This is a genomic window from Pseudoselenomonas ruminantium (genome assembly GCF_900104055.1).
Classification (GTDB): Bacteria; Bacillota; Negativicutes; order Selenomonadales; family Selenomonadaceae; genus Selenomonas_A; species Selenomonas_A ruminantium_C.
Map to the genome: position 1 here is coordinate 13,749 of NZ_FNJQ01000001.1, position 26,410 is coordinate 40,158.

At 53.5% G+C, this 26,410-nt stretch carries 23 protein-coding genes; 4 read left to right on the forward strand and 19 right to left on the reverse strand.

The genetic code is table 11. The features are described from left to right. Positions 1 to 73 precede the first annotated feature (73 nt). On the reverse strand, positions 74 to 262 hold the full coding sequence (locus tag BLQ59_RS00065; protein ID WP_074570487.1) for a hypothetical protein: 189 nt from the start codon (positions 260 to 262) through the stop codon (positions 74 to 76). Then, positions 259 to 1,440, reverse strand: coding sequence for a type III PLP-dependent enzyme (locus BLQ59_RS00070; RefSeq protein ID WP_074570490.1), 1,182 nt, complete (start codon positions 1,438 to 1,440; stop codon positions 259 to 261). The genes BLQ59_RS00065 and BLQ59_RS00070 overlap by 4 nt, the downstream gene beginning before the upstream one ends. 266 nt (positions 1,441 to 1,706) lie before the next feature. On the opposite strand from BLQ59_RS00070, the gene rpmB reads away from it, so the two are divergent. Beyond that, a complete protein-coding gene (rpmB, locus tag BLQ59_RS00075) occupies positions 1,707 to 1,898 on the forward strand; it encodes a 50S ribosomal protein L28 (RefSeq protein ID WP_014424781.1) in 192 nt (63 codons plus the stop codon). A gap of 149 nt (positions 1,899 to 2,047) precedes the next feature. Next, positions 2,048 to 3,013, forward strand: a complete 966-nt coding sequence (locus tag BLQ59_RS00080) for a site-specific integrase (RefSeq protein ID WP_371118260.1) — start codon at positions 2,048 to 2,050, stop codon at positions 3,011 to 3,013. Positions 3,014 to 3,059: 46 nt separating this feature from the next. Here BLQ59_RS00080 and ilvB read toward each other — a convergent pair whose 3' ends face one another. From ilvB to ilvN, 6 genes are all read right to left on the reverse strand, one after another. Continuing rightward, complete coding sequence (ilvB, locus tag BLQ59_RS00085; RefSeq protein WP_074570496.1) at positions 3,060 to 4,724, reverse strand: biosynthetic-type acetolactate synthase large subunit; 1,665 nt, start codon at positions 4,722 to 4,724, stop codon at positions 3,060 to 3,062. A 2-nt stretch (positions 4,725 to 4,726) separates the two neighbouring features. After that, on the reverse strand, positions 4,727 to 5,794 hold the full coding sequence (gene leuB, locus BLQ59_RS00090; protein ID WP_074570839.1) for a 3-isopropylmalate dehydrogenase: 1,068 nt from the start codon (positions 5,792 to 5,794) through the stop codon (positions 4,727 to 4,729). 11 nt (positions 5,795 to 5,805) lie between these two features. Continuing rightward, entirely contained in the window at positions 5,806 to 6,294 is a 489-nt protein-coding gene (locus tag BLQ59_RS00095) for a 3-isopropylmalate dehydratase small subunit (protein WP_074570499.1), read from the reverse strand. After that, positions 6,294 to 7,556, reverse strand: a complete 1,263-nt coding sequence (leuC, locus tag BLQ59_RS00100; protein ID WP_074570500.1) for a 3-isopropylmalate dehydratase large subunit — start codon at positions 7,554 to 7,556, stop codon at positions 6,294 to 6,296. Before leuC ends, BLQ59_RS00095 begins: the two co-directional genes overlap by 1 nt. Before the next feature lie 128 nt (positions 7,557 to 7,684). Then, positions 7,685 to 8,701: a ketol-acid reductoisomerase gene (gene ilvC / locus BLQ59_RS00105; RefSeq protein WP_074570501.1), complete on the reverse strand. Its 1,017-nt coding sequence runs from the start codon at positions 8,699 to 8,701 to the stop codon at positions 7,685 to 7,687. Then, the gene (gene ilvN / locus BLQ59_RS00110; RefSeq protein ID WP_014424788.1) at positions 8,682 to 9,212 is read right to left on the reverse strand and encodes an acetolactate synthase small subunit; all 531 of its coding nucleotides are present in this window, start codon (positions 9,210 to 9,212) and stop codon (positions 8,682 to 8,684) included. The genes ilvC and ilvN overlap by 20 nt, the downstream gene beginning before the upstream one ends. 383 nt (positions 9,213 to 9,595) lie before the next feature. Between ilvN and mutY the strand changes: the two genes are divergently transcribed. Further along, entirely contained in the window at positions 9,596 to 10,690 is a 1,095-nt protein-coding gene (mutY, locus tag BLQ59_RS00115; RefSeq protein ID WP_081342376.1) for an A/G-specific adenine glycosylase, read from the forward strand. 107 nt (positions 10,691 to 10,797) lie between these two features. After that, entirely contained in the window at positions 10,798 to 12,840 is a 2,043-nt protein-coding gene (locus tag BLQ59_RS16470) for a methyl-accepting chemotaxis protein (protein WP_074570503.1), read from the forward strand. Positions 12,841 to 12,900: 60 nt separating this feature from the next. On the opposite strand, the gene BLQ59_RS00125 is transcribed toward BLQ59_RS16470, so the two are convergent. The 11 genes from BLQ59_RS00125 to carB form a co-directional block, all read right to left on the reverse strand. Next, complete coding sequence (locus BLQ59_RS00125; protein WP_074570506.1) at positions 12,901 to 13,791, reverse strand: LysR family transcriptional regulator; 891 nt, start codon at positions 13,789 to 13,791, stop codon at positions 12,901 to 12,903. A 96-nt stretch (positions 13,792 to 13,887) separates the two neighbouring features. Then, entirely contained in the window at positions 13,888 to 15,276 is a 1,389-nt protein-coding gene (gene radA / locus BLQ59_RS00130; protein ID WP_074570509.1) for a DNA repair protein RadA, read from the reverse strand. Positions 15,277 to 15,448: 172 nt separating this feature from the next. Beyond that, the gene (locus tag BLQ59_RS00135; protein WP_074570511.1) at positions 15,449 to 17,947 is read right to left on the reverse strand and encodes an ATP-dependent Clp protease ATP-binding subunit; all 2,499 of its coding nucleotides are present in this window, start codon (positions 17,945 to 17,947) and stop codon (positions 15,449 to 15,451) included. A 2-nt stretch (positions 17,948 to 17,949) separates the two neighbouring features. Further along, positions 17,950 to 19,029: an ATP--guanido phosphotransferase gene (locus BLQ59_RS00140; protein WP_074570514.1), complete on the reverse strand. Its 1,080-nt coding sequence runs from the start codon at positions 19,027 to 19,029 to the stop codon at positions 17,950 to 17,952. Then, positions 19,022 to 19,579 carry a UvrB/UvrC motif-containing protein gene (locus BLQ59_RS00145; RefSeq protein WP_074570519.1) on the reverse strand — a complete coding sequence of 186 codons (558 nt, stop codon included), beginning with the start codon at positions 19,577 to 19,579 and terminating at the stop codon, positions 19,022 to 19,024. The genes BLQ59_RS00140 and BLQ59_RS00145 overlap by 8 nt, the downstream gene beginning before the upstream one ends. Positions 19,580 to 19,591: 12 nt before the next feature. Further along, positions 19,592 to 20,044, reverse strand: a complete 453-nt coding sequence (locus BLQ59_RS00150) for a CtsR family transcriptional regulator (RefSeq protein WP_014424797.1) — start codon at positions 20,042 to 20,044, stop codon at positions 19,592 to 19,594. 123 nt (positions 20,045 to 20,167) lie between these two features. Continuing rightward, entirely contained in the window at positions 20,168 to 20,746 is a 579-nt protein-coding gene (pyrE, locus tag BLQ59_RS00155) for an orotate phosphoribosyltransferase (RefSeq protein WP_074570521.1), read from the reverse strand. Between the two features lies 1 nt (position 20,747). After that, positions 20,748 to 21,464 carry an orotidine-5'-phosphate decarboxylase gene (gene pyrF, locus BLQ59_RS00160; RefSeq protein WP_074570524.1) on the reverse strand — a complete coding sequence of 239 codons (717 nt, stop codon included), beginning with the start codon at positions 21,462 to 21,464 and terminating at the stop codon, positions 20,748 to 20,750. 32 nt (positions 21,465 to 21,496) lie between these two features. Next, positions 21,497 to 22,426 carry a dihydroorotate dehydrogenase gene (locus BLQ59_RS00165; protein ID WP_074570527.1) on the reverse strand — a complete coding sequence of 310 codons (930 nt, stop codon included), beginning with the start codon at positions 22,424 to 22,426 and terminating at the stop codon, positions 21,497 to 21,499. Next, the gene (locus BLQ59_RS00170) at positions 22,423 to 23,190 is read right to left on the reverse strand and encodes a dihydroorotate dehydrogenase electron transfer subunit (protein ID WP_074570529.1); all 768 of its coding nucleotides are present in this window, start codon (positions 23,188 to 23,190) and stop codon (positions 22,423 to 22,425) included. The genes BLQ59_RS00165 and BLQ59_RS00170 overlap by 4 nt, the downstream gene beginning before the upstream one ends. After that, positions 23,183 to 26,410 (reverse strand): carbamoyl-phosphate synthase large subunit, encoded by a 3,228-nt coding sequence (carB, locus tag BLQ59_RS00175; protein ID WP_074570532.1) that lies wholly within the window; start codon positions 26,408 to 26,410, stop codon positions 23,183 to 23,185. Before carB ends, BLQ59_RS00170 begins: the two co-directional genes overlap by 8 nt.

A 26,410-nucleotide genomic window follows, 5' to 3' on the forward strand; every position in this document is an offset into this window, starting at 1 on the left:
CGCAAAGAAAGTTTGCTGAAAAGGCCTGCTATAAAAAAAGTGATTGACCAGTCAATTGACCGGTCAATCACCCTTATTCTGCCTCATTCTGCATTGCTTCAATTCCCTGCTGGAACTCTTCCAGACTCAAGGTGAAGTACGGAAGTTCCTGCAGGATTCCATAGACTTCCTGCTGGCTCTTCGCTTCATCCAAACGTGCTTCCAGTGATTCTTCCGTCAGCGCATGGAACAGCATATGCTTGATCTCTTCGATATCCATCATACAGCCGCCTTTTTCTTCACATCATCATCTTCGGTCAGACGGGCCGCATATTCCGGCTGGTCTTCAAAGATAATCGTCGGTGCCAGATAGAAACCATTGAAGCGCGTGGCGCTGACGCTCGTATAGGAACCCATTTCCGTCACGAGCACCTTGTCCCCGATCTTGAGCTCCGGCGCCATGAAATCGCGATAGAGCACATCAATGCCATCGCAGCTCGGACCGCCAAAAGTCGAAGGCTTCTTCGCCCCCTTGCCGAAGCAATGCAGGGGATAAGTCCAATGGTCATACATGATGCCGGAGAAGCAGCCGTAGATGCCTTCATCCAGGATATACCAAGGTTTCTCACCGCGCGTTTTCGTGCCAATAACCGACGTGACGAGATTCACAGCCGTACCGCACATATAGCGCCCCGGCTCCGTCCAGACGGCCGTATCCGGGAACAGGCGGTCAATCTGCTTGTTGATGGCTTCCATCATCGCCGCGAGGTCCACATTGAGACCTTTGGCATCAGGAACCGGGAAACCGCCGCCGATATCGAGGTCCGTCAGGTGCATGCCCATCTCCTCAGCTTCATCAAATAGCCGGCGGGCCACGAGCAGAGCTTCCTCATAAGCCGCCGTGGACAGGGACTGACTGCCCACATGGAAGCAGATGCCCATGGCATGCAGGCCGGCATCCTGTGCAGCCTTCAAGAGTTCAAGCGCCTCTTCCACGGGTGCACCGAACTTCGTATTGAGATCGACCAGGGCCTTGTTGTTGCGCACGGCAATGCGCACCAGCACATCAGCCCCGGGTACTGCCTTGGCCATCTTGTCAATTTCCGACGGATCATCAAAGGTAAACCGGCGTACATTATAGTCAGCCGCAGCCTTGAGGCCGCGCGCATCCTTTACCGGATTGGCATATATCATCTGCGAACCATCTACGCCCAATTCATGGAGCATCTCCATCTCACCAGCCGAAGCCACATCAAAGTGGGAACCAAGACCGGCCAGCAGAGATAAGATCTCCGGCGTAGGATTCGCCTTCATCGCATAGAACACTCCCGCCCGCGGCAAATGACGGCGCATAAACTGGTAGTTTTCCTCAACCTTGTCCAGTGAAGCCACCAAAAAGGGCGTCGGGATACGCTTGGCAAGCGTTTTTACCTCTTTTTCGCTAAGTCTGAAATTTTTCATAACACAACCCATTCCAATAATAGATTTAAGATGAATTGACAACTGTTCATCTCATAGGTTACATTGTAATATAAATGATACAAATTAACAATATAAAATAAAAATAAAAACTCCATTTGCCCAAAACTGCGCAAGAACTACAATACGCAAAAATTTTTTCAAGGGTGTCAAGTAAAAATACTTGCACCCCCCCGCTTTTTGTGCTAAAATACCATTATTGTGTGTTAGGAGCAGTAGGCTCCCACAGGTTTAAGGAGGTGTAACACATGGCAAGTGTTTGCGAAATCTGCGCTAAAGGCGAACTGTCTGGCAACAATGTCAGCCATTCCCATCTGAAGACGAGACGCACTTGGAAGCCGAACATCCAGCGTGTACGCGCTGTTGTTGAAGGCGAAGTTAAGCGTGTCAATGTCTGCACGCGTTGCCTGCGTTCTGGTAAGGTTCAGCGTGCCCTTTAATTTGCGCATAATATCACCAAAAGCTGATATATCATAAAATAACCCTATCGCGATTGCGGTAGGGTTATTTTATTTCTAATGAAATTAGTGTAAGATAGGAATATATTCTTTATGAAAGCAGGTTCGCCATGAAAGTCAAAGATAATTTTATGCTGATAAAAAATGCCCGCATTGAAAACAACGAACGCCTCTCCCTGAAGGCCAAGCGGCGCCTGGAAAAATCCAAGGCCGACAACACGCTCAAGGCCTATGCCTGCGACTGGAGCGATTTTTCCGACTGGTGTGAGCACCACGGCGTGTCAGACCTGCCCGCCACGCCGGAAACCATCGTCAACTACATCAATGACCTGGCCGACGATGCCAAGGCCAATACCGTTTCCCGCCGGGTCACGGCCATTTCCGAGAACCATATCGCCGCCGGCTTCAGTGGGCGCCATAACCCCGCCAAAGACGGCATCGTACGGGCTGCCATGTCCGCCATCCGCCGCGAAAAAGGCACCTTCCAGCGAGGCAAGTCTCCGATTCTGATGGAAACTCTCTACCTGCTGGCTGACCTGTTCGATGAGGAAAAACTCTCCGGCCTGCGGGACAAGGCCCTGATCTTCCTGGGCTTTGCCGGCGCTTTCCGCCGTTCAGAACTCGTGCGCATCCAATATGAGGACTTATCATTCACCCCGCAGGGTTTGATCATCTTCGTCGCCCATTCCAAAGGGGACCAGCTCGGCCACGGCGAACAGATTGCCATCCCCTACGCCCCCCAGGCGGAAATCTGCGCAGTACGAGCGCTAAAAAAATGGCTGGATACCGCGCAGATCCATCAGGGCCCGATCTTCCGCCCTGTCACCAAAGTGCAAAGTCTGCGCAATACCCAGCTCTCGGATAAATCCGTAGCCTTGATTGTCAAGAAATATGTACGCCTGGCCGGCCTCGACGAGCACCTCTTCGCCGGCCACAGCCTACGCCGCGGCTTTGCCACCAGCGCCGCCCAGCACGATATCGATGCCCTGACCATCATGCGCCAGACACGGCACAAATCCGAAAAGATGGTCCACCGCTATATCGAGCAAGGCAATATCTTCAAGGATAACGCCCTTAGCCGTATGTACAACAAATAATATATTCCAAAAACGGGAACCCTCAAATAAAGGGCTCCCGTTTTACTTACTTGAATTCCACAAACTCATCGATCCGGGCTCCGCCCTTGATCATGGGCTCCACAAAGCTGCGCCATACGTTGAGGACAATGATCCGCGGATGGTCTTTATCTTCCAAGGCACGTTTCAGCGCCTCGGCAAATTCCTCCTGCGTGGATACCGTTTCAGCCTTGATGCCGAAACTGCCTGCATAGGCGGCATAATCCATCTGATAGTCAAATTCGCAGGCGATATAGCGTTCCTGATACATAACCTTTTGCAGCTGGCGGATCATGCCCAGGCTGGTGTTGTTGACAATAAGGGAAATCACCGGCAGGTTCAGCCGGGCGATGGTATAGAACTCGTTGCCCGTCATCTTGATGCCGCCATCGCCAGCCACGTGGATGACGCGTCGGCTGTCGCCGTAGTACATCTGCGCGCCCATGGCGGCCGGCAGTCCAAAGCCCATCGTGCCAAGGCCGCCGGAGGTCAGCCATGTACGCGGTTCTTCAATGCGCAGATGCAAGGCCGCCCACATCTGATGCTGGCCTACATCCGTAGCAAAGGCATAGGGCTTGCCCTTGGTATTCTGCGCCACCTGATGCAAAGCCCAGGGAACCGTCAGACGGTTGACATGATAGTCATAGTCATAGGTCTCTTTCCAGGATTGGATCTGTGACCACCATTCATCGATATTGCCCGTGGCTTCCTGCTTCATCAAGAGGCCAAGGATTACCTTCATATCGCCGGCTAACCCCAGGCTGTTGCCGATATTCTTGTCGATTTCTGCCGGATCGATGTCGATATGGATGAACTTGGTGTCCTGCGTGTATTTCTTGACGTTGCCCGTCTGGCGGTCACCGAAGCGGCTGCCAATGGCAATGATCAGGTCAGCGGCCGCAATGGCATGGTTCGCGGCCTTCTCCCCGTGCATGCCCGCAAAGCCCAGGGACTGCGGATGTTCCCGCGGGATTGCCCCAAGCCCCATCAAGGTATGGGCTACGGGCAGATTATACTTTTCCACAAAGGCCATGACTTCAGCCGTGGCCCCTGCCGAAATCACACCGCCGCCCACAATGACCACGGGCTTTTGCGCCTTGACGATTTCCCGAGCCGCTTCGGCCACACAAATCAGAAAATCCGCATCGGGCTTGCCTGCTTTCTTCGTGCAGGCCGGTGCATCCTCCCAAGCCACTTCCTTGAAGAACAGATCTCTGGGCACGTCCACCAGCACAGGGCCCGGACGCCCCTTTTTCGCCAAGGTGAAGGCTTCACGGATCGTGCTGATCAACAGGCGGGCATCCTTGATCTTGTAGTTATGTTTGGTTATGGGCATGGTCACATCGAGGATATCCGTCTCCTGGAAGGCATCCCGCCCCAGAAGCGCCGTATCCACCTGACCGGTGATGGCCACTACGGGGATGGAATCCATAAAGGCCGTGGCCAGCCCCGTCACAAGGTTCGTGGCTCCCGGACCGGAGGTAGCGATGCAGACACCCACTTTTCCCGAAGCACGGGCATAGCCGTCAGCGGCGTGCGCGGCGTTCTGCTCGTGAGTCACGAGAACCTGCTTTATCTCCTTGCTATCATATAAAGCGTCGTATAAAGGCAGAATCATCCCCCCGGGATAGCCAAACACCGTATCGACGCCCTGTTCTTTTAAACATGCAACGACTGCCTGTGCTCCGTTCATAATTACACCCTCTCGCTGATGATTTTGGTGATTTCGCTGGTATTTACCTTCGTAAAGCCTTCCTTCCAGAGATCCGGCGTGCGATACCCCTCGGCCAAGGCCGTATCCACGGCTGCCTCAATGGCATCGGCCGCCTTCTCTTCGTGCAGGGAATATCTGAGCAGCATAGCCGCCGACAAGATCGTGCCAATCGGATTGGCGATGCCCTGTCCGGCAATATCCGGTGCACTGCCATGGATGGGTTCATAGAGGCTCGTGCATTCGCCGATGGATGCGGACGGCAGCATGCCGATGGAACCACCGACCACGGCTGCCTCGTCCGAAAGGATATCGCCAAAGAGGTTGCCCGTCACGATGACGTCAAACTGCGTCGGCTTTACGGCAATCTGCATGGCGCAGTTGTCCACATAGAGATTGTTGCACTCCACTTCCGGATATGCTTTCGCTACTTCTGTCACCGTACGGCGCCAGAGGCGGGAAGTGGCCAGCACATTGGACTTGTCTACAGAAGTAACCTTGCCACGGCGCAGTTTGGCCGTTTCAAAGGCCAGCTTGGCAATGCGCTCAACTTCGGGCACGGAGTAGTTCTCCAAATCCCAGGCGCGCTCTGCACCATTATGTTGCTCAGACTCGCATTTCTCGCCAAAGTAGATACCGCCAATAAGTTCACGCACGATAACCAAATCTGCACCGCGCACCAGTTCCGGCTTCAGTGGCGAGTATTCGATCAGGGCATCGGCGACCTTGACCGGACGCAGGTTGGCATAGAGCCCGAGTTCCTTGCGCAAGCCTAAGATAGCTTTTTCCGGACGCTTGGCCGGTTCCACCTTATCCCATTTATCGCCGCCCACGGCACCAAACAGCACGCCATCGGCAGCCTTGCAGGCATCGATGGTTTCCTGCGGCAGCGGCGTGCCGAATTTATCGTAGGCCGTACCGCCCGCATCATGGTAAACAAATTCCAGCCCCAAGCCGAATTTTTTATCCGCAACTTTTAATACTTCGACAGCAGAATCCGTGATTTCCTTGCCAATACCATCACCAGGAATAACCGCAATCTTATATGCCATAGATATCACACTTATCCTTTCTGTTTGATATACTCAATCAAGCCGCCGGCCTCGGCAATCTCCTGCACGAAACCCGGCAGGGGATGCGCATGGAACACGTCACCTGTGGTGAGGTTCTTGATTTCGCCGGTGGTCACATCCACCTGCAGTTTGTCGTCGGCATGGATCTTTTCCACATCATCGCCGATCTCGAGCAGGGGCAGGCCGATATTGATGCCATTGCGGTAGAAAATCCGTGCAAAGCTCGCAGCAATCACCACGGGAATGCCGCTGGCCTTGATGGCTACCGGCGCATGCTCGCGGGAAGAACCGCAGCCGAAGTTGCGGCCGCCCACCATGATATCGCCTTCCTGAACATTGCCTGCAAAACTTTCGTCAATATCCACCATGCAGTGACTGGCCAGTTCTTTCGGATCAAAGGTATTGAGATATCTTGCGGGGATAATCACATCGGTATCAATATTATCCCCATAGCGCCAAACTTTTCCTTCTAATTTCATCACTGTACCTCCTCTGCCGTGGCAATCCGGCCCAGGATTGCACTTGCCGCCGCCACATGAGGGCCAGCTAAGTAAACTTCACTATCCACATGGCCCATACGGCCACGGAAATTGCGATTGGTCGTGGAAACGCATTTTTCCCCGGCCGCCATGATGCCCATATAACCGCCCAGGCACGGACCGCAGGTCGGCGTGGAAACAGCACAGTCCGCATCGATAAAGGTATCGATATAACCGCGCTTCATGGCTTCCTTATAGACTGTCGGGCTGCCCGGAATCACGATGCAGCGCACGCCATCGGCCACCTTATGGCCTTTGAAGATTTCCGCCGCAATCTGCAGGTCTTCCAAACGGCCATTGGTGCAGGAACCGATGATGACCTGCTGGATAGCGATAGGCTCCTTGATATCCTCCACTGCTTTCGTATTACCTGGCAGATGCGGGAAGGCCACTACAGGTTTCAGCGTTGACAAGTTAATCTCGACTACCTGGCAGTATGCCGCGTCATCGTCAGCAGCTACCGGTTCAAAGGGCTTCTTGACTCTGTCTTTGACATATTCTGCCGTGATTTCATCATAGGGGAAGATACCGGCCTTGCCGCCCGCTTCAATGGCCATATTGGAAATGGTCAGACGGTCGGTCATGGTCAGGCTCTTGACGCCTTCACCGGCAAATTCCAGCGACTTATAGAGGGCACCATCGACGCCAATCTGACCAATCAATGTCAAAATGACATCCTTGCCGCTGATGCCGGCAGGTTTTTGACCGGTCAATTCGACTTTGATGGCCTGCGGCACCTTGAACCAGGCTTCGCCCGTAGCCATTGCCGCGCCCAAATCCGTGGAGCCTACGCCCGTGGCAAAACCGTTGACCGCACCATAGGTGCAGGTATGGGAATCCGCGCCGATAGTCAGCATGCCCGGTGCCACAATGCCCTGTTCGGGCAGGATGACATGCTCGATGCCCACGCGTCCCTGCTCAAAGTAATGGACAATCTTATGTTTGACCGCAAAGTCCCGGACAATCTTGGCCAGTTCTGCGGATTTGATATCCTTGGCAGGCTGGAAATGGTCCGGTACCAGCGCAATCTTCTCGTTATCAAAGACCGGACGGCCAATGCTCTCAAAGATTTTGATGGAAGGCGGGGCCGTGATATCGTTGGCCAGCACCATATCCAGTTTACAGGTCACCAGCTGGCCCGCTTCCACGCGTTCCAGGCCGGCATGTTTCGCGAGAATCTTCTCGCTCATCGTCATACCCATGCTCTCACTCTCCCGTTATCTACAAGAAAAGCCTTCCCGATAGGTGGAAGGGGAAGGCTTCTCACTACTGTTCAATTTAAAACATTCGACTTAAATGGATATATTCCTGCTTTTCAGGCGTTTCATACTTAGTCTTTGGCCAGATCATCTGCACCTCTGAGCCACGGCATCATGTTGCGGAGCTCCTTGCCGACCTTCTCAATCTGATGTTCGGAATGGAGACGGCGCTGAGCATTGAAGTTTGCACGGCCGGCAGCACGGTTTTCGAGCAGCCAGTTGCGGGCGAAGGTACCATCCTGGATTTCTTTCAGGACTTTCTTCATTTCCTTCTTGGTCTCTTCCGTGATGATGCGCGGGCCTACCATGTAGTCGCCATATTCAGCCGTATCGGAGATGGATTTGCGCATCTTCGTGAAGCCGCCTTCATAGCAGAGGTCAACGATGAGCTTCATCTCATGGAAGCATTCGAAGTATGCCATTTCAGGCGGATAACCTGCTTCTACGAGGACTTCGAAGCCGGTCTGCATCAGCTGGCAGACACCGCCGCAGAGGACAGCCTGCTCACCGAAGAGGTCTTCTTCCGTCTCATCGCGGAAGGTAGTCTGCAGAACGCCGGAACGCGTAGCACCGAGGCCTTTGGCATAGGCCAGGGCAATGTCAAAGCACTTGCCGGAAGCATCCTGATGCACAGCGAACACAGCGGGAACGCCAGAACCTTCCGTATACGTACGGCGCACGAGGTGGCCAGGGCCCTTCGGCGCAACCATGAACACATCGACATTAGCGGGAGGAACGATCTGCTGGTAATGGATGTTGAAACCATGGGCAAAAGCGAGAGCACTGCCGTCCTTCAGGTTCGGGGCAATCTCATTCTTGTAGACGTCAGACTGCTTCTCGTCCGGAATCAGGACCATCGTGATGTCTGCTTCTTTGACAGCATCGGCGACGTTCTTGACCGTCAGGCCGTGTTCCTCGGCAACTTTCTTGGACTTGGAACCTTCATAGAGGCCGACGACCACATCAACGCCGCTCTCCTTGAGGTTCAGGGCATGTGCATGGCCCTGGCTGCCGTAACCAATGATGGCAACCTTCTTGCCGTTCAGAACTTCCCAGTTAACATCCTGATCATAATAAGTTTTTGCCATAGTACTCTCTCTCCTCACAATGTTCATAAATAGTATGCTCACCGCGTTCCAACGCAATCAGGCCTGTACGAATGACCTCGGCGATGCCATAAGGCTTGACGAGATTCAAAAATGCCGTCACCTTATCATCGCTGCCCGTCAGCTCGAAGATCAGCGTGGAGGAATCCACATCCACCACATGAGCCCGAAAAAGTTCGGCCATCTTCAAGATATCCAGGCGGCTCGTGTCACTAGCCTTGACCTTTATCAGCGTAAGTCCCCGGCAGACTGCATTCTTCTCATCCAAACGCTGTACGGCCTGCACCACCGGCATCTTCTCAAGCTGCTTGATGATCTGCTCGATGAGATCCTCATCGCCGTGAATCACCACCGTGATGCGCGAATACCCCTCTTTCTCCGTCACGCCAACCGCGAGACTGTCGATATTGAATTCGCGTCTGGAAAACATACTTACAACACGGACCAGCACACCAGTCTGATTTTCCACAAACACAGACAAGACATGTTTCATCCTGCAATCCCCCTCTGGAATCGTACATCACACGCAAACATCATAACACAAACTCCGTGCACATTCAACATGTAACGTTGTAAATATGTATACATTATTGCGCGAATAAACATTTTTGTCAACAGTATTTTGTAACTTTTCTTGAGTTATTTACGGATTTTTTGTATATTATTCCACCCTTAACATACATACCCCCTTGTATTCCGTGTATCGGTTGCACTTTTGTCCATTTCAGCGAATTAAAAAGTTTTTCTTGTTACTTTTTTGCGAAAATTATCGCGAATTGTATAATCTTGCGATAGCCTCACTGAATATGATACAATTTACCTTCACTATAAATTCTCATCCAGATAATTGGATTTTGCTTTAGAAAGGATTATATCTTGCGAAAAACGATCAATCTTCCCCATACAGAACTGATTCCTGATCTGCTGGCTATCCTGCCTGACTGGTACCGTGGACAGGCAGACGCCCGGGAACTTCCCTGGCGCAGCGCCCCTACGCCCTATCATACCTGGCTGTCGGAAATCATGCTGCAGCAGACACGAGCCAGTGCCGTGATTCCCTATTATGAACGCTTCCTGTCCGCTTTGCCCGACATCGAAGCACTAGCAGCCTGTGATGATGACCGGCTCATGAAACTTTGGCAGGGCCTTGGCTATTATTCCCGGGCCCGCAATCTCAAGAAAGCCGCCATTGTCATCTGTCAGGAATACGGAGGGAAGCTGCCACAGGATTTCACAGCTCTGCTAAAACTTCCCGGCATCGGCCGCTATACTGCCAGCGCCATCGGCTCCATTGTCTTTGGCCAGCCCTGCCCCGCCGTTGACGGCAACGTACTGCGGGTTCTATCCCGGGTACTTGCCTCAACCGCCGACATCGCTGCCCCTGCCACGAAAAAAGCCATGGAAGATACGCTTGCTCCTCATTATCCCAGTGGCAGCACTGCTGGTGAGCTCAATCAGGCCTTCATGGACCTGGGTGCCACCATCTGCCTGCCGCATGGCATGCCTCATTGCGCTTGCTGTCCTCTCGCCAGGATTTGTCTGGCGCATGCCGAGGGCCTGGAACTGGAGCTTCCTCAAAAGAGCTCCGCCCGCCAACGCCGGCAGGAAAAACATACCATCCTACTGCTCCGGCAGGGAGATACCATTGCACTGCATCAGCGCCCCGCCAAAGGGTTGCTGGCAGGTCTCTGGGAATTTCCCAACCTGCCGGGCAAACTCCGGAAAGACGAAGTCATCCGCTGGCTGGCAGAACATGATTTAGAGGCAGAAAAATTGCAGATACTCCCCCCCGCCAAACATACCTTTTCTCATATCGAATGGCAGCTTTCCGGCTGGCTGGTAGAAGTTGCTCCCGCTACGGGGCTGACCGTCAGGGATAACAATCTGCCTTTTGTCTGGGCAAATTCGCAGGAAATTGCAGAACACTACAGCCTGCCTTCGGCTTTTCAATATTATTTTCCTTTTTCATAATAAATAAGCCCTAAGCAGCAGGAATTTTATTTGCAAGCACGAATAAAAGAAGCAAAGAGTTTATATGGATGTGGGATACTGATAGAACTTTTGAGAGGTGTTTGCATATGTTCAAATTTTTCGATGCGCCCCAACGAGCCGAAGCCGCTGCGCCGGCACCAGTCCCTACGGCAGCCACAGAACTGACCGATATAAAAACTGCTTATCTATCCAAGAGCGAGCTGACCGCCCTGCGATTGAAAGATCTGGCAGATGTAGCACAAGGCGCCGCCATGATCGTCGGTTTCGTTTCCCCTGATCTGGATGTACCGGAAGTTGCCCGGCTGATTAAAGCTGAGATTCCCTCCAGTACCAAATTGCTGCTGATGACCACATCGGGTGAGCTCTGCCGTCCGCAGGGCAGCCATACACTATATTGCGAAGCACCAGAGCATCGAGGCAAAGTCCTTTTGCAAGCCTTCTCCAATCGCATGATTGAGAACACCTACACCATGCATATCCCCCTGCCGGATGCAGACCTGCGCAGCGGCAATGTGGATATGACGGTCAATGACCGCGTAAAGGCCATCCAGAGGGAAATCGAGCGGCATACACCGCCTTTCCGTCTCAGCATCGGCCATTGCTTTGCCATGGTCTACATCGATGGTGTTTCCAGTTGTGAAACCTTCGTTTCCGAAGCCATGTTTGCCTCGGGCAAGTTCCCCATCCCCTTTATTGGTGGCAGTTCTGCTGGCAACCTGGATTTCGCCCATACTTATATCTATGACGACAACACCTGTTTGGAAAATCATGCGGTAATCATCCTTGTGCGTTTGCATAAAGAATACCGTTACGGCATTTTCAAGTCTCAGGCCGTTGAACGTACTGACAGCTCCGTAATCATCGGCTCAGCCAACAGCGCCCTGCGCTATGTGGAAACCGTCGAAGGCCCTGAAGGGGAAGTTCCCATCATCGATGCTCTCAAACATTATTTCCACGTGGAAACCACCGCTGAAGTACAGGCCAGGATGCAGGATTATACCTTTGCCACCGATGTCAACGGCGAAGACTTCATCCGCACTTTGTCGGGCTTTGATGAGGCTAATAACCGTATCAACTTCTTCTGCGATGTGGTTACCGGCGAGCGGCTTTACCTGATGAAGCGTATTTCCCTGGATCAATCTTTGTCCCGTGACCTGCGCAAATACAATCAGAATAAGCCTCAGCCTATAGGCGGCATCTTAAACGACTGTATCCTGCGCCGCTTAGGCTATCCGGATGAAATCAAGCATATCGATGAATTCAAGGATATTCCTGTTGCCGGTTTCTCTAGCTTCGGTGAAATCGCCGGCCTGCATGTCAACGAAACCCTGACTGCCATCTTCTTCTACCATGTACCGACAGGTACCATTTTCTCCGATGAATACATCGATAATTTTGCCAAAATCTATGCCAACTGCAATGCGTTCTTCTACAACCGCATCATCGATCGGCAGAAACACACGGACAAGCTCAAGGATAACCTTATCAGCATGTTCCAGGATTATCAGTCCAAGATGCCGGATATCGTCAAGACCATTATGCGGATGTCTCAGGACGTAGATCAGATCCAGGCTGCCATCCAACAGCTTTCCGGCGGCATCGACGAACAGAACGGCCTGTTCAACCAGCTTACGGACAGAAATCGGGAAATCACCCCGAAACTGGATATGCTCTCCCAAAGCACCCAGAAAATCGACGATGTCATGAAGATGATTAACGAGATTGCCGCCCAGACCAACCTGCTGGCCCTCAATGCGGCTATCGAGGCCGCCCGGGCTGGAGAAGCAGGACGTGGCTTCTCCGTTGTCGCTCAGGAAGTACGCAAGCTGGCAGAAAACACCCAGACCAATCTGCACGTCTCTGACGAAGCCATCAGTTCCCTGCTCCATGACGTAAACGAAATCGACAAGATTCTCGTGGACAACAAGGACTTTGAACAGCAAATCAATGAATTTGACGAAAACTTCTCTAAGCAGATGAAGGCGCTGCATAAAAGCCTCAACGAAGGCATCGCGCATATCCAGAAATCCACCCAGTCCATCAAGGCACTCGAAGCAATCAATAACCGTACGAGTTTGGAAATGGAAAAACTCACCACGATTATCCACAATATTGAAATGGGCATTTAAACCATAAAAAGACAGCCTGACCAGTAATTGATCAGGCTGTTTTCTTATGCGCATTTCTCTTTACGAGGTAAAATTCTTTTCGGCATAATCCTTGATAAACTCAATAAATTGCGTATCTACTGCAGACAGGCCCTTATAGGTTCCCCAATTGAGTGCAATCTGCACCTTGAGCGCCGGTTTCAACGACCGGCGTACAAAAATCTTTTCCGAACGGGTAACAAAATCCGGCAAAATGGATATCCCCATGCTGTTAGCCACCAATTGCTTAATCGTTTTGATCTGCGTCGTACACAGGGTTATCTTCGGAACAAAACCTGCCTTATGGCATTGTTCATAGACAGCCTTATACTGATAAGTATTGGGATGCTGCATGATGAATTTCTCATTTTTCAGCTGAGAAAAAAGTATTTCCTTCTCGGCTGCCAGCTTGTGCTGAGGCGGAATACAGATACTCATGGAATCCCGCATGATGATCAGTTCATTTTCTCTGGCATTTCCAGGCTCTCCCAGGACAATCCCAAAATCCAGTTCACCGAGCTCAATGCGTTTGCGCACCTCTTCAGAATCATTGAACTCCTGCACATCCAGATCGACGTCGGTGAATATCTGCTTGAACTTGGTGAACAGATCCGGAAATAAATAAGCCTCCACCATGGGGGGAATCCCGAAATGAATGGTTTCGCGCTTATCCTGGCGATAGCGCTCCATATCCTTCAGCGCCACGGCTGCAGCCTTCATGATATGTTTGGCATGAAACAGGAAGGCCTGTCCTTCTTCCGTCAAATGTACCTGCTTCTGCCGCCGGTCAATAAGCAGCAGCCCCAACTCTGCTTCCAAGGCCTTTATCGCTTTCGTAACAGAAGGCTGCGAAACATGCAGTGCCTCTGCCGTGCGGGTAAAATTCTTCAACTCGCTGATTGCACAAAAATACTCTAACTGCCGAAATTCCATAAACCGTGCCCCCATACGTAAAATTTCAGTTCTATATCCCATCTGCTTGTCTATTCTCTATGCAGAAGCAACGTTATAATCCATTATACTACATTTTTAATTTCTGGGCATGGCTAATTTCAACGCATCACCGATGGTTTCCGCACCATAAAGTTTGATTCCGTTTACCTCACCGGTCAGCTGGCGATAATTCTTCATGGGCAGCACCACATGTTCAAACCCTAAACGCTTGGCCTCGTTGATGCGTACATCTGCCTGACCTACGGCCCGGACTTCGCCGGACAGCCCCACTTCGCCGAAGACAATGGTCTTGGGCCGGATCTGCCGGTTGGCAAAGCTCGAAGCCATGGCTACGCAGATGCCTAAGTCGGCGGCAGGTTCATCAATCTTGATGCCGCCTGCGACCTTGACATAGACATCACAGGCACCGACCTGCAGATGCACGCGTTTTTCAAGCACCGCCAACAATAACTGAATCCGCTTGATATCCACAGAATCAGCCGTGCGCCTTGGCGGCACGTAGGGAGTAGGTGCAACCAGGGCCTGCAGTTCCACGAGCAGGGGCCGTGTGCCTTCCACTGTAGGAATGATGACCGTACCGCTATCCCCCTCCCTGTCGGACAGGAATAATTTGGACGCATCCGGCACATCCACGAGCCCCACATCACGCATCTCAAAGAGCCCTAGCTCATTGGTGCTGCCGAAGCGGTTCTTGACCGCCCGCAGCACCCGGTATTCGGCATTGCGCTCTCCTTCGAAATAAAGCACGGTATCCACGATATGTTCCAACACACGGGGACCGGCTAAGTTGCCCTCTTTGGTCACATGACCAATCACAAACGCCGCAATGCCCCGGCCCTTGGCAATACGCAGGATGTCCACAGCACACTCGCGTACCTGGGATACGCTGCCCGGCGCACTCTGCACTTCCGGCTTGAACACAGTCTGGATGGAGTCGATAACCAGCAGATCCGGCTTGGTATTTTCAATATGTGCTTCGATGGTCTCCATATTGGTCTCGCTGACCACATAGAGCTTATCCGCAATGGCCTTGAGCCGGTCACCGCGCATCCGCACCTGCCGGGTGCTTTCCTCGCCTGTCACATAGAGCACACTGCGGCCAGCACGGGCCACATCCGCACAGACGCGCAAGGTCAGGCTGGACTTACCCACACCGGGATCGCCCACAATTAGCACCATGGAACCAGGAATCACGCCGCCGCCCAGCACCCGGTCCAGCTCTCCTGAACCCGTACCAAAACGCGGTAAATCTTCAATGGCTACTTCGCCTATCGGCTGTGGCTTCTGAGCATCCGAAAGCCCCAGCCGCAGACCGCCGCTGCTGGAACTGCCCCCCGTTTCCGGTGCCACTACCTCTTCCACCATGGTATTCCAAGCCCCACATCCCGGACATTTCCCGAGCCACTTGGGCACTTCATAGCCGCAATCCTGACAGACAAAGACTGTCTTTTTCTTTTTGGCCAATAATATCCATCCCTTCGGTTCAAAAACTTCAAAGAAGAGCAGGTAATCCTGCTCTTCTCGTTATATCTTCTTTTTTACGATCCGTATAATACTCCGCCCCAGCCAGACGATGGCCCAGAAAAAATTCACGACGAAGTTCCAAAGCCGCCCGCTAGTATCCTGCGGAGTGAGTTTATTGCGGGACATGTTCCAGCTCCTTGCGCTTTACAGACCGCTTGGCTTTTTTCGTGAATTCCAATTCATTGCCACTCTTGCGCACAACGATGGTATCGCCGGCCTTGAACTTGCCTGCCAGCAGCATTTCGGCAATCTCGTCCTCGACCAGCTTCTGGATAGCCCGTTTCAACGGACGGGCACCGAATTTGAAATCCGTGCCTTCGTCCACCAGCTTGCCCCGGGCAGAGGGACTGATATCCAGCTGGATATCCTTTTCCTGCAGGCGGCTGCGCACATCCTGCAACAGGATATCCACGATTTTTGCCAGATCTGTGCGTCCCAACGGATGGAACACCAGCTGTTCGTCCACGCGGTTCAGGAATTCCGGCTTGAAAATATGCTTTACAGCTTCCAGCACGCGCTTTTCTGCTGCCTTTTCCTCAGCTTCTTTTTCGTCCACATTGCCCACGGCAAAGCCCATGGAGCTCTTGGCTTTCTTCAGAAGGTTCGAGCCAGCATTGGAAGTCATGATGATCACGCTGTTGCGAAAATCCACGGTGCGGCCCTGGCCATCGGTCAGACGGCCATCATCGAGCACCTGCAGCAGCAGGTTGAACACATCCGGATGGGCTTTCTCGATTTCATCCAAGAGGATAATCGAATAAGGCTTGCGGCGCACCGCATCTGTAAGCTGCCCGCCCTCCTGATAGCCTACATAGCCCGGAGGCGCCCCGACCATCCGGGAAACCGTGTGCTTCTCCATATATTCGCTCATGTCGAAGCGGATAATTGCCTCTTCCGAGCCAAAGAGGGCATCGGCCAACGTACGCGCCAGCTCGGTCTTGCCCACACCGGTAGGCCCTAAGAACAGGAACGAACCGATGGGACGCTTGGGATCCTTGAGCCCCGAACGCGCGCGGCGGATAGCCTTGGCCACGGCCTTGACAGCCTCTGACTGACCGATTACCCGCTTGCCCAGAATCTTTTCGAGCTTCAACAGCCGTGCCGATTCCGTAGCAGCCAACTGGCTCACTGGAATGCCCGTCCATTGGGAGGTCACGGCCGCAATATCCTCAGCTGTCACCGTGATATGGCTCTGGCCCTTTTTCGACCAATCCTTGCGGTTTTCATCCAATTCTTCCTTGATTTTCAAGGCCTTATCCCGGATGCGGGCCGCCTTTTCATAATCCTGGGCAGTAATCGCCGCTTCCTTCTCCACCAGCAGCTGCTGAAGCTGATCGCGCAGTTCCTGCAATCTGGCAGTAGGCACAACCTGACTCATACGCACCTTGGATGCCGCTTCGTCCATCAAATCGATGGCCTTATCCGGCAGGAACCGGTCCGTGATATAACGGTGTGACAGGCGCACCGCAGCCTTGATGGCCTCATCTTCAATGGTCGCATGATGGAATTCCTCATATTTGCTGCGCAGGCCATAGAGAATCTTCTCTGCATCCCCCAGATCCGGTTCCTCCACCATGATGGGCTGGAAGCGGCGGGACAGGGCCGCATCTTTTTCGAGATACTTCTTGTACTCATCCAGCGTGGTCGCACCGATAATCTGGATTTCGCCACGGGACAGGGCCGGTTTCAGGATATTAGCTGCATCCAACGCGCCTTCACCTGCGCCAGCTCCCACTAAGGTATGCATTTCATCGATAAAGAGAATGATATTGCCCGCCTGCTGGATTTCTTCAATCACGCCCTTCAGGCGTTCCTCAAATTCCCCGCGGTATTTGGCCCCAGCTACCAGCGAAGCCATAGACAGGGAAACCACTTTCTTATCCTGCAGCATATAGGGCACCGTGCCGTCCACGATGCGCTGGGCCATTCCTTCGGCAATGGCCGTCTTGCCCACGCCCGGCTCACCTAAGAGCACGGGATTGTTTTTCGTGCGGCGGGACAGGATCTGAATCACCCGCTGGATTTCCGTTTTCCGGCCAATCACCGGGTCCATCTGCTCTTCACGGGCCATCTTATTGAGGTCACGCCCGTATTTTTTGAGCAACGGTGTACCTTCCCGTTGATGACGGCCATGCTTGTGTTCCGGCAGCGGGCCGTCGCCTTCGGGGTGCTGGCCGTCGATGCGGTCCATGACTTCCTCCTGCAAAGCATCGGGATCGATGCCCATGAGCTCCAGGACTTCTACAGCCGCGCCTTCGGTTTCTTCCAACAGACTCAGCAGGATATGTTCCGTGCCGATATAATTATGCCCCAGATTCTGGGCCTCTTCATACGCCCCCTCCATCACCCGCTTGGCACGGGGAGTATAGTAGGGATTGTCCCCGGGATACTCCGCCTCCCGGGAGGCTATGCGCTGCACCTGGGCAGCCACCTTTTCAAAGCTCATACCCAAAGCGCCCATGGCCCGAGCCGCCAGGCCTTCTCGTTCATGGAGAAGGCCCAGCAGGATATGTTCCGTGCCAATATAGTCCTGGGCCAGGTCCCTTGCCGCATATTGGGCAAATTCAATGGCTTTGATGGCCATATTGGTAAAATGATTGCGATAATCCATAGTCATTCCTCCCGGCGTACATGATGCTGCTCCATCAGCCGCCGCATATGCTGCGCCCGCAACCGGTCAATTTCCGTCTTGGACAGGTTCTCGTTGGCCGCCAGATTCTGCAGGAAGCTGGTACGGCTGCTCAGCAGCAGCTGTCCATAACATTCCGGTGCCAGACCGCGGATCAATTTCAAATCCATTCCCAACCGCAGGCGGGACAGCAGTTCCAAAGCTTCCTTTTCCGATAGCAAGCGAGCGTAAGACAACGTACCAAATGCCCGCCAGACTTCATCTTCCAGCCGTTCCTTCATGTAGAGAGCCAATGCCTTGCGGGCCCGGCGTTCATGGGCCACGATCTCCGTCACAGCTCCGCGCAGGTTATCGATCAGCTCCTGCTCGGAATAGCCCAAAGTCAGCTGATTGGCAATCTGGAACAAACAGCCCGGCTGCTCCTTCTCATCGCCGAATAGTGGCCGTACAGCCAACCCCAATTGCGGTGAGATATTGATGATATTGCTGACATTGCGGGTAAAGACGAGGCCCGGCAGATGCAGCAGGACACTGGCCCGCAGGCCCGTTCCTAAATTGGTGGGGCTCGAAGTCAGATATCCCATCTTTTCATCAAAGGCAATATCCAATTTGCTCTCTAGCAGATCATCCATCGCAAAGGCCAGCTTGAGCGGCTTGGCCAGATCCAATCCCGTTGTCACACATTGGATGCGGATATGATCTTCTTCGTTGACCATTACGCTGGCCTGCTGGCTAGCACCTAAGAACACCGTCCGGTGTTGAGGATTGCGCAGGAGATTTTCGCTGATCAGCTGCTTCTCCCGCAGGACTTCCCGCTGCAGATGGGAAAGTTTTTCCATTTCCACACCAACAAGTTCCTCCCCAGTTACCTGAGAAAGCTCCGGCATCACCGCAGCCAAGCGGTCTTCCACCAGCTTGAGTTCCGACAGGCTGGCCCGATTGGGGAAGGGCAGATCCCGCAGATTCCGGGAAAGCAGAATCCGGCTGGCCAGTACCACATCACCATCGGCCTCCGCGGGCTTCAGCCAGCAGAGACTACTATCCTGTAATAACTGTTCAAGCATTCTTTCTGCCCCCTTCCTTGGCAGCCAATTCCTGTTTCATAGCCCGCACCTTGTCGCGCAGCTCCGCGGCCTTTTCATATTCTTCCTTCTCCACGCAGGCCTTCAACTCCTGCTGCAAGAGCACAATGTTTTGTTTGAGTTCCAGGGTTCCGCCGCTGCGATGGGGAATCTTGCCTCGATGGACGCTGGAACCATGGATACGCCGAAGCATGGGTTCCAGCTGCTGGCGGAAGGTCGCATAGCAGGCAGCACAGCCAATCTTGCCCTGCTGGCTGAAATCCCGGTAACTCATACCGCAGCGGGGACATACCAACTCCCCGGCCGCATTCTTTTCCGGATTTTCTCCGGCAGGAGCACTGTTGGTGCTGTTGAAGATTCCCCGCAGGAAATCATCTACCGACACATGCCGCTTATCCTGATGCGGCACATTCACAAATTCACTATAATTAGCGGCGCAGGACTCGCAGAGGTTCTTCTCCACCCGGCCATTGGGACCAATCTGGGTGATATGCACCACGGCTTCATGGCGCCCGCAATCATCACATAACATATCCGTTCCCCCTTACGAGAAATTTTCCAAGGTCAGCAGCATCGTCTTGAGCATCCGTACCCGTTCTTTATCCGTGATGCTCTCGGACTGGAAGATGGACACGACAAACTGCATCATCAGCGAGGCCTCACGCGCCGTCACCATCTCATGCTGCAGGAGATATTTGATCATTGACTGCACCACCGGCAGTTCCGTATCCGGCTTGATAGCCGCCAGCATGTCCTCATAGACCATATTCTTGACCGGCACCTGCACGATGCGAATAAACCCGCCCAAGCCACGGCGCGACTCCACCACAAACCCCTTGTCCTGGGTAAAGCGGGTGGACAGCACATAACTGATCTGCGAAGGCGCACAGGAAATCTCGTCGGCGATATCCGTGCGCCGCAATTCCACCTTGCCATCTTGCTGAGTGGCCAGCTGCCGTAAAATATAGGCTTCAATCAAATCGGCAATATTGCTCACTTTCATCACCTTCTATAAATTCAATTACAATTGACCATTTGACTTTTACTCTATTATATTTGTTTTTTTGACTTTTGGCAAGAAAAAATAGAAGCGCATCTGCGCTCCTATTCTTTCTTGCTATCATTTTTTACCCGTGCTGCCTCTTTTGGTCATCGGAATTCCCTGTTTGCACAGCGGACATTCCTCAGGCTTGTAGGTTTCCACATCCATATGCAGGAGTGCCGTGCAGGGCACGTCACCGAAGCTGGCTTTGCCGCCGCTGCGATCAACGAGCATGCTCACGGCTACGGGAATGCCACCATGAGCCTTGACCACTTCAATGACTTCCTTGATGGAGCCGCCGGTGGTCACGATATCCTCCACGATCAGGCAGCGTTCTCCTTCATGCAGAGTGAAGCCGCGACGGAAGGTCATCTTACCGTCCACACGTTCGGTGAAGATGGCTCTGGTGCCCAGAGCCTTGCCCGTTTCATGGGCCAGCAGGATGCCGCCGGTCACAGGACCGACTACCGTTTCGATATTGGCATCCTTGAATTTCTCAGCCATGGCCTGGCAGAGTTTTTCCGTATATTTCGGCTGCTGGAGCACGTTGAATTTCTCCACATAGTGGGGGCTGTGCAAACCGGAGGTCAAAAGGAAATGACCATCCATAATCGCGCCCGTTTCAATCAGTAATTCTTTTACTTCCTGTTCCGTCATCTTATCGTACTTTCTCCATTTCTTCTATAATCTTCAAAGCGGCGATTTTCGGATCAGCCGCGGCATAAATCGGACGGCCAATCACCAAGTGGGTGGAACCATCCTTCAAAGCGTTAGCCGGCGTAGCAATACGACTCTGGTCGTTGACATCACTGCCGGCAGGTCTTATGCCCGGCGTGACAATCAGGAAATCATCGCCGCAGGCCTGCCGGATAAGGGCAGCTTCCTGCGCCGAGGCCACCACGCCATCCAAACCGGCTTTCTTGGCCAGCTTGGCATAGCGCACGACGGCACTCTTGATCTGAATAGCTTGTCCGAGGCCTTCCCAGTCTTCCTGATTGATGCTGGTCAGTACCGTAACTGCAATCAGTTTTGGGCACTTAATGCCCATTTTTTCCGCTTCTGCATGCATCCTGTCCACGGTGGTCTTCATCATCGTGTAACCACCGCTGGCATGCACGTTGAGCATATTTGCCCCTAAGCGCATCAGGGAACAGATACCGCCCGCCGCTGTATTGGGTATATCGTGAAGTTTGAGGTCCAGAAAAACATCTTTTCCCTGTTCCTTGAGCCAGGTTACCACCTGAGCGCCCACACTGTAAAAGAGCTCCATGCCTACCTTGTAATAGGACACACTGTCTCCTAATGATGTCACCAGCCGTTCCACATCTTCCATCGTGTGGAAATCCAAAGCTGCTATCAAGCGTTCATCTGCCATAACCGGGCCTCCTGTATACTGTAAAATTGAACTTAAAGTGCTGCACCGATGATATCCCGTACCGACTCGATATGCTGCTGGGCCAGATAATCGTTGATGCCATCGCAGATTTTCATGGTCACAGCGGGATCATTGAAATTGGCCGTGCCGACTGCCACTGCACTGGCGCCAGCCAGCAGGAACTCAATGGCGTCCTCTGCTGAGCTGATGCCCCCCATGCCGATAAGCGGCACTTTGACGGCTTTCGCCACCTGATAGACCATGCGCAGGGCCACGGGCTTCACGCAGGGGCCGGACAGGCCGCCGGTGATATTGCCCAAGGTGGGCTTCTTCGTGCGGATATTGATTTCCATACCTAACAGAGTGTTGATCAGGGAAATGATATCTGCGCCCGCATCCTCCACGGCTTTGGCCATGGTGACGATATCCGTTACGTTAGGCGAAAGCTTCAGGATAACCGGCTTTTTCGTATGGGCCTTGGCTTCTTTGACCACTGCCGCCGCAGCTTTGGGATCTGTGCCAAACACGATGCCGCCCTCCCTGACATTCGGACAGGAAACATTGAGTTCAATGGCCGCCACTCCGGGCACATCCAGCATTTCTGCCAGCACACCGTATTCCTCCGCGGTACTTCCCGAGATATTCACGATTACATTCATGTTGTAATTCGCGAGGCGGGACAAAGTTTCCTGCAAGAAAACGTCCACACCGGGATTTTCGAGGCCGATGCAGTTGAGCATGCCCATGGGCGTTTCCGTAATGCGGATGCCCTCATTGCCCCGGCGGGGCTTTAAGGTGGTGCCCTTGACCATGACGCCGCCCAATCTGGAGAGGTCCACGAATTCGGCAAACTCCTCGCCGAAGCCGAAGGTTCCCGAAGCGGTCAGCACTGGCGTATTCATCTGGATACCGGCAATACTCGTCTGCAGGCGTTTGTCTGCCATATTGATTGCTCTGCTCATCTGAGGTCAAACACCTCCTCTGCCCAGAAAACCGGGCCATCCTTGCAGACCTTCTTGCGCTGGCCGTCCGTGGTATCAATGGAGCAGGACAGGCAGGCACCCAGGCCACAGCCCATGCGCTTCTCCAGCGATACCTGACAGGGCACATTATATTCCTGCGCAATCTTGGCAATGCCCTTCATCATGATTTCCGGACCGCAGGCGATGACTAGATCGTAATTTCCTTTGGCCAGCAGTTCCGGCAGCAGCGTCGTGGTAAAGCCCTTCGTACCGCAGGAACCGTCATCCGTCGTGCAGAATACTTCCTGCACATGCGGCGCGTAGATTTCCTGCCAGAAGAGTTCCCGCTCGCAGCGGCCACCCATCAGCACATCCGCCTGCCCCTGCAAATGCTGGGCATAGAACAGCAGCGGCGATAAGCCCATACCGCCCCCAACTAATAGCGGGCGGCTGGCTTTGCAGCTAAAGCCATGGCCCAAGGGCCCCAGCACATTGATCATAGTGCCTGTGGAAAGTGCGGACAGGGCTTTTGTGCCCTTGCCCACCACTCGGTAGATAAAAGCCACCGTGCCCTTCTGCAGGTTTACTTCTGCTATGCCCACCGGGCGGCGCAGGGTAAAGGCACCACTGGGGATCTGCAGCTGGACAAACTGTCCCGGCTCTGCCTCCCGAGCGATTTTCGGCGCCTCTACCTCCAAACGCCATACATTCTGGGCTAATTCCTTCTGCGCAACAATCTCGCCATCAATGGCAAACTTAGGCAAGATCGTCACCTCCGCCTACATAATCCTGAATGGCCAGCGAGTAAACCAGACGGCGTTCCCGCATGAAGCTCAGCACCCGCATGACTTCCCAGGCAGTATCCAGCGAGGTCAAGCAGGCAATGCCATGCTCAACGGTCGCACGGCGGATCTTGAAACCATCCTTGAGGGAATGTTTGCCCTGCGTCAGGGTATTGATGACCATATGGATCTTGCCGGTCTTGATTTTTTCGATGATGTCGGAGCTGCGCTCATGCACCTTGCCCACTACTTCCACATCGATACCCATGGACTTGATGGCCTTGGCGGTACCTTCCGTAGCGGCAATGTTGAAGTCCAGTTCCGAGAAAGCCTTGGCCAGCTGTTTCATCTCTTCCTTGTCCTTGTCGGCTACCGTGAAGAGCACGCAGCCTTTGGTGGGCACATTGATGCCGGAGCCCACGATGGCCTTGTAGAGAGCTCTTGCATAGTGATAGTCAATGCCCATGACCTCGCCCGTGGATTTCATCTCGGGCCCGAGAGCGATATCCACATCCGTCATCTTGGCAAAGGAGAAGACCGGTGCCTTTACGGCCACATAGGGCTTGGGCGGTACGAGGCCCGTGCGGTCACTGACTTCCTTGAGGGAAGCCCCCAGCGCAATGCGAGTGGCCAGGTTCACCATCTTCACATCCGTCACCTTGGACAGGAAGGGCACAGTACGGCTGGAACGGGGATTCACTTCGATGATGAAGACCTCGTCATTGACCACAACGAACTGGATGTTCAGGAGGCCCTTGACATGCAGGGCCACAGCCAAACGCTTGGTGTAGTCGATGATGGTGTAGAGCACCTTGGCGGGCAGAGTCTGCGCCGGATATACGGCGATACTGTCGCCGGAGTGCACGCCTGCGCGCTCCACATGTTCCATAATGCCCGGAATCAGCACATCGATGCCGTCGGAGATGGCATCCACTTCCACTTCCGTGCCCTGCATATAGCGGTCAACCAGCACCGGATGGTCCGGCGTAACCTTGACGGCACGGCTCATATAGTCGCGAAGTTCTGCTTCGTTGTAGACGATTTCCATGGCCCGGCCGCCCAGTACATAGGAAGGACGTACCATGACCGGATAGCCGATGCGCTCAGCCCCGCTGATGGCATCTTCGAGATTGGTCACGCTGATGCCCTGCGGACGGGGAATCTGCGTCTGTGTGAGGACTTCATCAAAGCGCTCGCGATCCTCTGCCCTATCGATATCGTCAACAGAGGTACCGAATACCTTGACACCAGCCTTCTGCAAGGAAGCTGCGAGGTTGATGGCCGTCTGGCCGCCGAACTGCACGATAACGCCTTCAGGCTTTTCCTTGTCGATGATGTTCAGCACATCCTCGGTGGTCAGCGGTTCGAAATACAGTCTATCAGAGATATCGAAGTCTGTGGATACGGTTTCCGGGTTATTGTTGATGATGATGGCTTCAATGCCCATCTCTTTAAGCGCCCATACGGAGTGTACGGAGCAGTAGTCAAATTCCACACCCTGACCGATGCGGATTGGACCGGAACCCAGCACGATGACCTTGCGCTTGTTGGAAACTTCCACTTCGTCCTGCTCCCCGCGGAAGGTGGAGTAGTAATACGGCGTAGCAGCTTCGAACTCAGCGGCACAGGTATCGACCATCTTGTAACAGGGCAGGACGCCCATGCTCTTGCGGGTAGTGCGGATCTCGTCTGCCGTCTTGCCCGTGATTTCGGCGATGGATACATCAGCAAGGCCTACGTTCTTAGCTGCCAGCATCAGGCTCGGCGTCAAAGCGTCATTTGCCAGCTGGTTTTCTACCTGAGCGATGTTGTTGATCTTATTGATAAACCACTTATCAACCTTTGTGATGTTGTGGATTTCATCGACGTCAGCAATGCCACGGCGCAGGGCTTCGGCAATGACGAAGATGCGCTCGTCGTTGATGCGGGTGAGGTTCTTCTTAACCCGTGCATCATCCCAATCCTTCATCTTGGCCATACAGAGGCGGTGCACACCGATTTCCAGCGAACGCACGGCCTTGAGGATGGCACCTTCAAAGTGACGGTCAATGCTCATGACCTCGCCCGTGGCCTTCATCTGAGTGCCCAGCGTCTTGTCGGCATAGACGAACTTATCAAAGGGCCAGCGCGGGAATTTCACGACGCAGTAGTCCAAGGACGGCTCGAAGCAGGCTTTGGTCTTCTGGGTGACGGCATTGGTGATTTCATCCAGCGTATAGCCGATGGCAATCTTGGCGGAAACCTTGGCGATAGGATAGCCCGTTGCCTTAGAAGCCAATGCCGAAGAGCGGCTCACACGGGGATTTACTTCAATGACATAGTAGCGGTTGCTATTAGGGTCCAGGGCATACTGGGCGTTACAGCCGCCTTCGATGCCCAGTTCACGGATAATGCGCAAAGAAGCGCTGCGCAGCATCTGATATTCATGATCCGTCAGCGTCTGGGACGGAGCCACGACGATGGAGTCACCGGTATGCACGCCCACGGGATCGAAGTTTTCCATGTTGCAGACGGTGATGCAGTTGTCATTGCCGTCCCGCATGACTTCATACTCGATTTCCTTCCAGCCGGCCACACTGCGCTCGATGAGCACCTGACCAATCAGGGAGTAGTTGAGGCCCTTGATGACGATATCGATGAGCTCTTCTTCATTCTCCGCAATACCGCCGCCGGTGCCGCCCATGGTGTAAGCCGGACGCACGATTACGGGGTAGCCGATGCCACTCGCGAATTCCACGGCGCTAGGCACATCTTCGACAATGGTGCTTTCAGGAATAGGCTCACCGAGCTTTTCCATGGTTTCCTTGAAGAGTTCACGGTCTTCCGCCTGCTTGATAGCCGTCAGCGGCGTACCGAGAAGTTCCACACCGTACTTTTCGAGCACACCGCGCTCAGCCAGCTGCACAGCCAGGTTCAGACCAGCCTGGCCACCCAGGGTTGCCAAGAGGCCGTCCGGTTTTTCCTTGGCAATGATTTCTTCGAGGAACTCCGGCGTCAGCGGTTCGATATATACCCGGTCAGCAATATGGGTATCCGTCATGATGGTAGCCGGATTGGAGTTTACGAGTACAACTTCCAGCCCTTCTTCTTTGAGGGCCCGGCAGGCCTGAGAGCCAGCATAATCAAATTCTGCTGCCTGACCGATGATGATGGGGCCAGAGCCAATAACCATTACTTTTTTGAGATTTTCCTTCTTTGGCAT

Excerpts from the sequence above, each read along its gene's own strand:
- BLQ59_RS00065 (WP_074570487.1), bottom strand. The coding sequence starts at position 262 with ATGATGGATATCGAAGAGATCAAGCATATGCTGTTCCATGCGCTGACG.
- BLQ59_RS00070 (WP_074570490.1), bottom strand. The coding sequence starts at position 1,440 with ATGAAAAATTTCAGACTTAGCGAAAAAGAGGTAAAAACGCTTGCCAAG.
- rpmB (WP_014424781.1), top strand. The coding sequence starts at position 1,707 with ATGGCAAGTGTTTGCGAAATCTGCGCTAAAGGCGAACTGTCTGGCAAC.
- BLQ59_RS00080 (WP_371118260.1), top strand. The coding sequence starts at position 2,048 with ATGCTGATAAAAAATGCCCGCATTGAAAACAACGAACGCCTCTCCCTG.
- ilvB (WP_074570496.1), bottom strand. The coding sequence starts at position 4,724 with ATGAACGGAGCACAGGCAGTCGTTGCATGTTTAAAAGAACAGGGCGTC.
- leuB (WP_074570839.1), bottom strand. The coding sequence starts at position 5,794 with ATGGCATATAAGATTGCGGTTATTCCTGGTGATGGTATTGGCAAGGAA.
- BLQ59_RS00095 (WP_074570499.1), bottom strand. The coding sequence starts at position 6,294 with ATGAAATTAGAAGGAAAAGTTTGGCGCTATGGGGATAATATTGATACC.
- leuC (WP_074570500.1), bottom strand. The coding sequence starts at position 7,556 with ATGGGTATGACGATGAGCGAGAAGATTCTCGCGAAACATGCCGGCCTG.
- ilvC (WP_074570501.1), bottom strand. The coding sequence starts at position 8,701 with ATGGCAAAAACTTATTATGATCAGGATGTTAACTGGGAAGTTCTGAAC.
- ilvN (WP_014424788.1), bottom strand. The coding sequence starts at position 9,212 with ATGAAACATGTCTTGTCTGTGTTTGTGGAAAATCAGACTGGTGTGCTG.
- BLQ59_RS16470 (WP_074570503.1), top strand. The coding sequence starts at position 10,798 with ATGTTCAAATTTTTCGATGCGCCCCAACGAGCCGAAGCCGCTGCGCCG.
- BLQ59_RS00125 (WP_074570506.1), bottom strand. The coding sequence starts at position 13,791 with ATGGAATTTCGGCAGTTAGAGTATTTTTGTGCAATCAGCGAGTTGAAG.
- BLQ59_RS00135 (WP_074570511.1), bottom strand. The coding sequence starts at position 17,947 with ATGGATTATCGCAATCATTTTACCAATATGGCCATCAAAGCCATTGAA.
- BLQ59_RS00140 (WP_074570514.1), bottom strand. The coding sequence starts at position 19,029 with ATGCTTGAACAGTTATTACAGGATAGTAGTCTCTGCTGGCTGAAGCCC.
- BLQ59_RS00145 (WP_074570519.1), bottom strand. The coding sequence starts at position 19,579 with ATGTTATGTGATGATTGCGGGCGCCATGAAGCCGTGGTGCATATCACC.
- pyrE (WP_074570521.1), bottom strand. The coding sequence starts at position 20,746 with ATGACGGAACAGGAAGTAAAAGAATTACTGATTGAAACGGGCGCGATT.
- pyrF (WP_074570524.1), bottom strand. The coding sequence starts at position 21,464 with ATGGCAGATGAACGCTTGATAGCAGCTTTGGATTTCCACACGATGGAA.
- BLQ59_RS00165 (WP_074570527.1), bottom strand. The coding sequence starts at position 22,426 with ATGAGCAGAGCAATCAATATGGCAGACAAACGCCTGCAGACGAGTATT.
- carB (WP_074570532.1), bottom strand. The coding sequence starts at position 26,410 with ATGCCAAAGAAGGAAAATCTCAAAAAAGTAATGGTTATTGGCTCTGGC.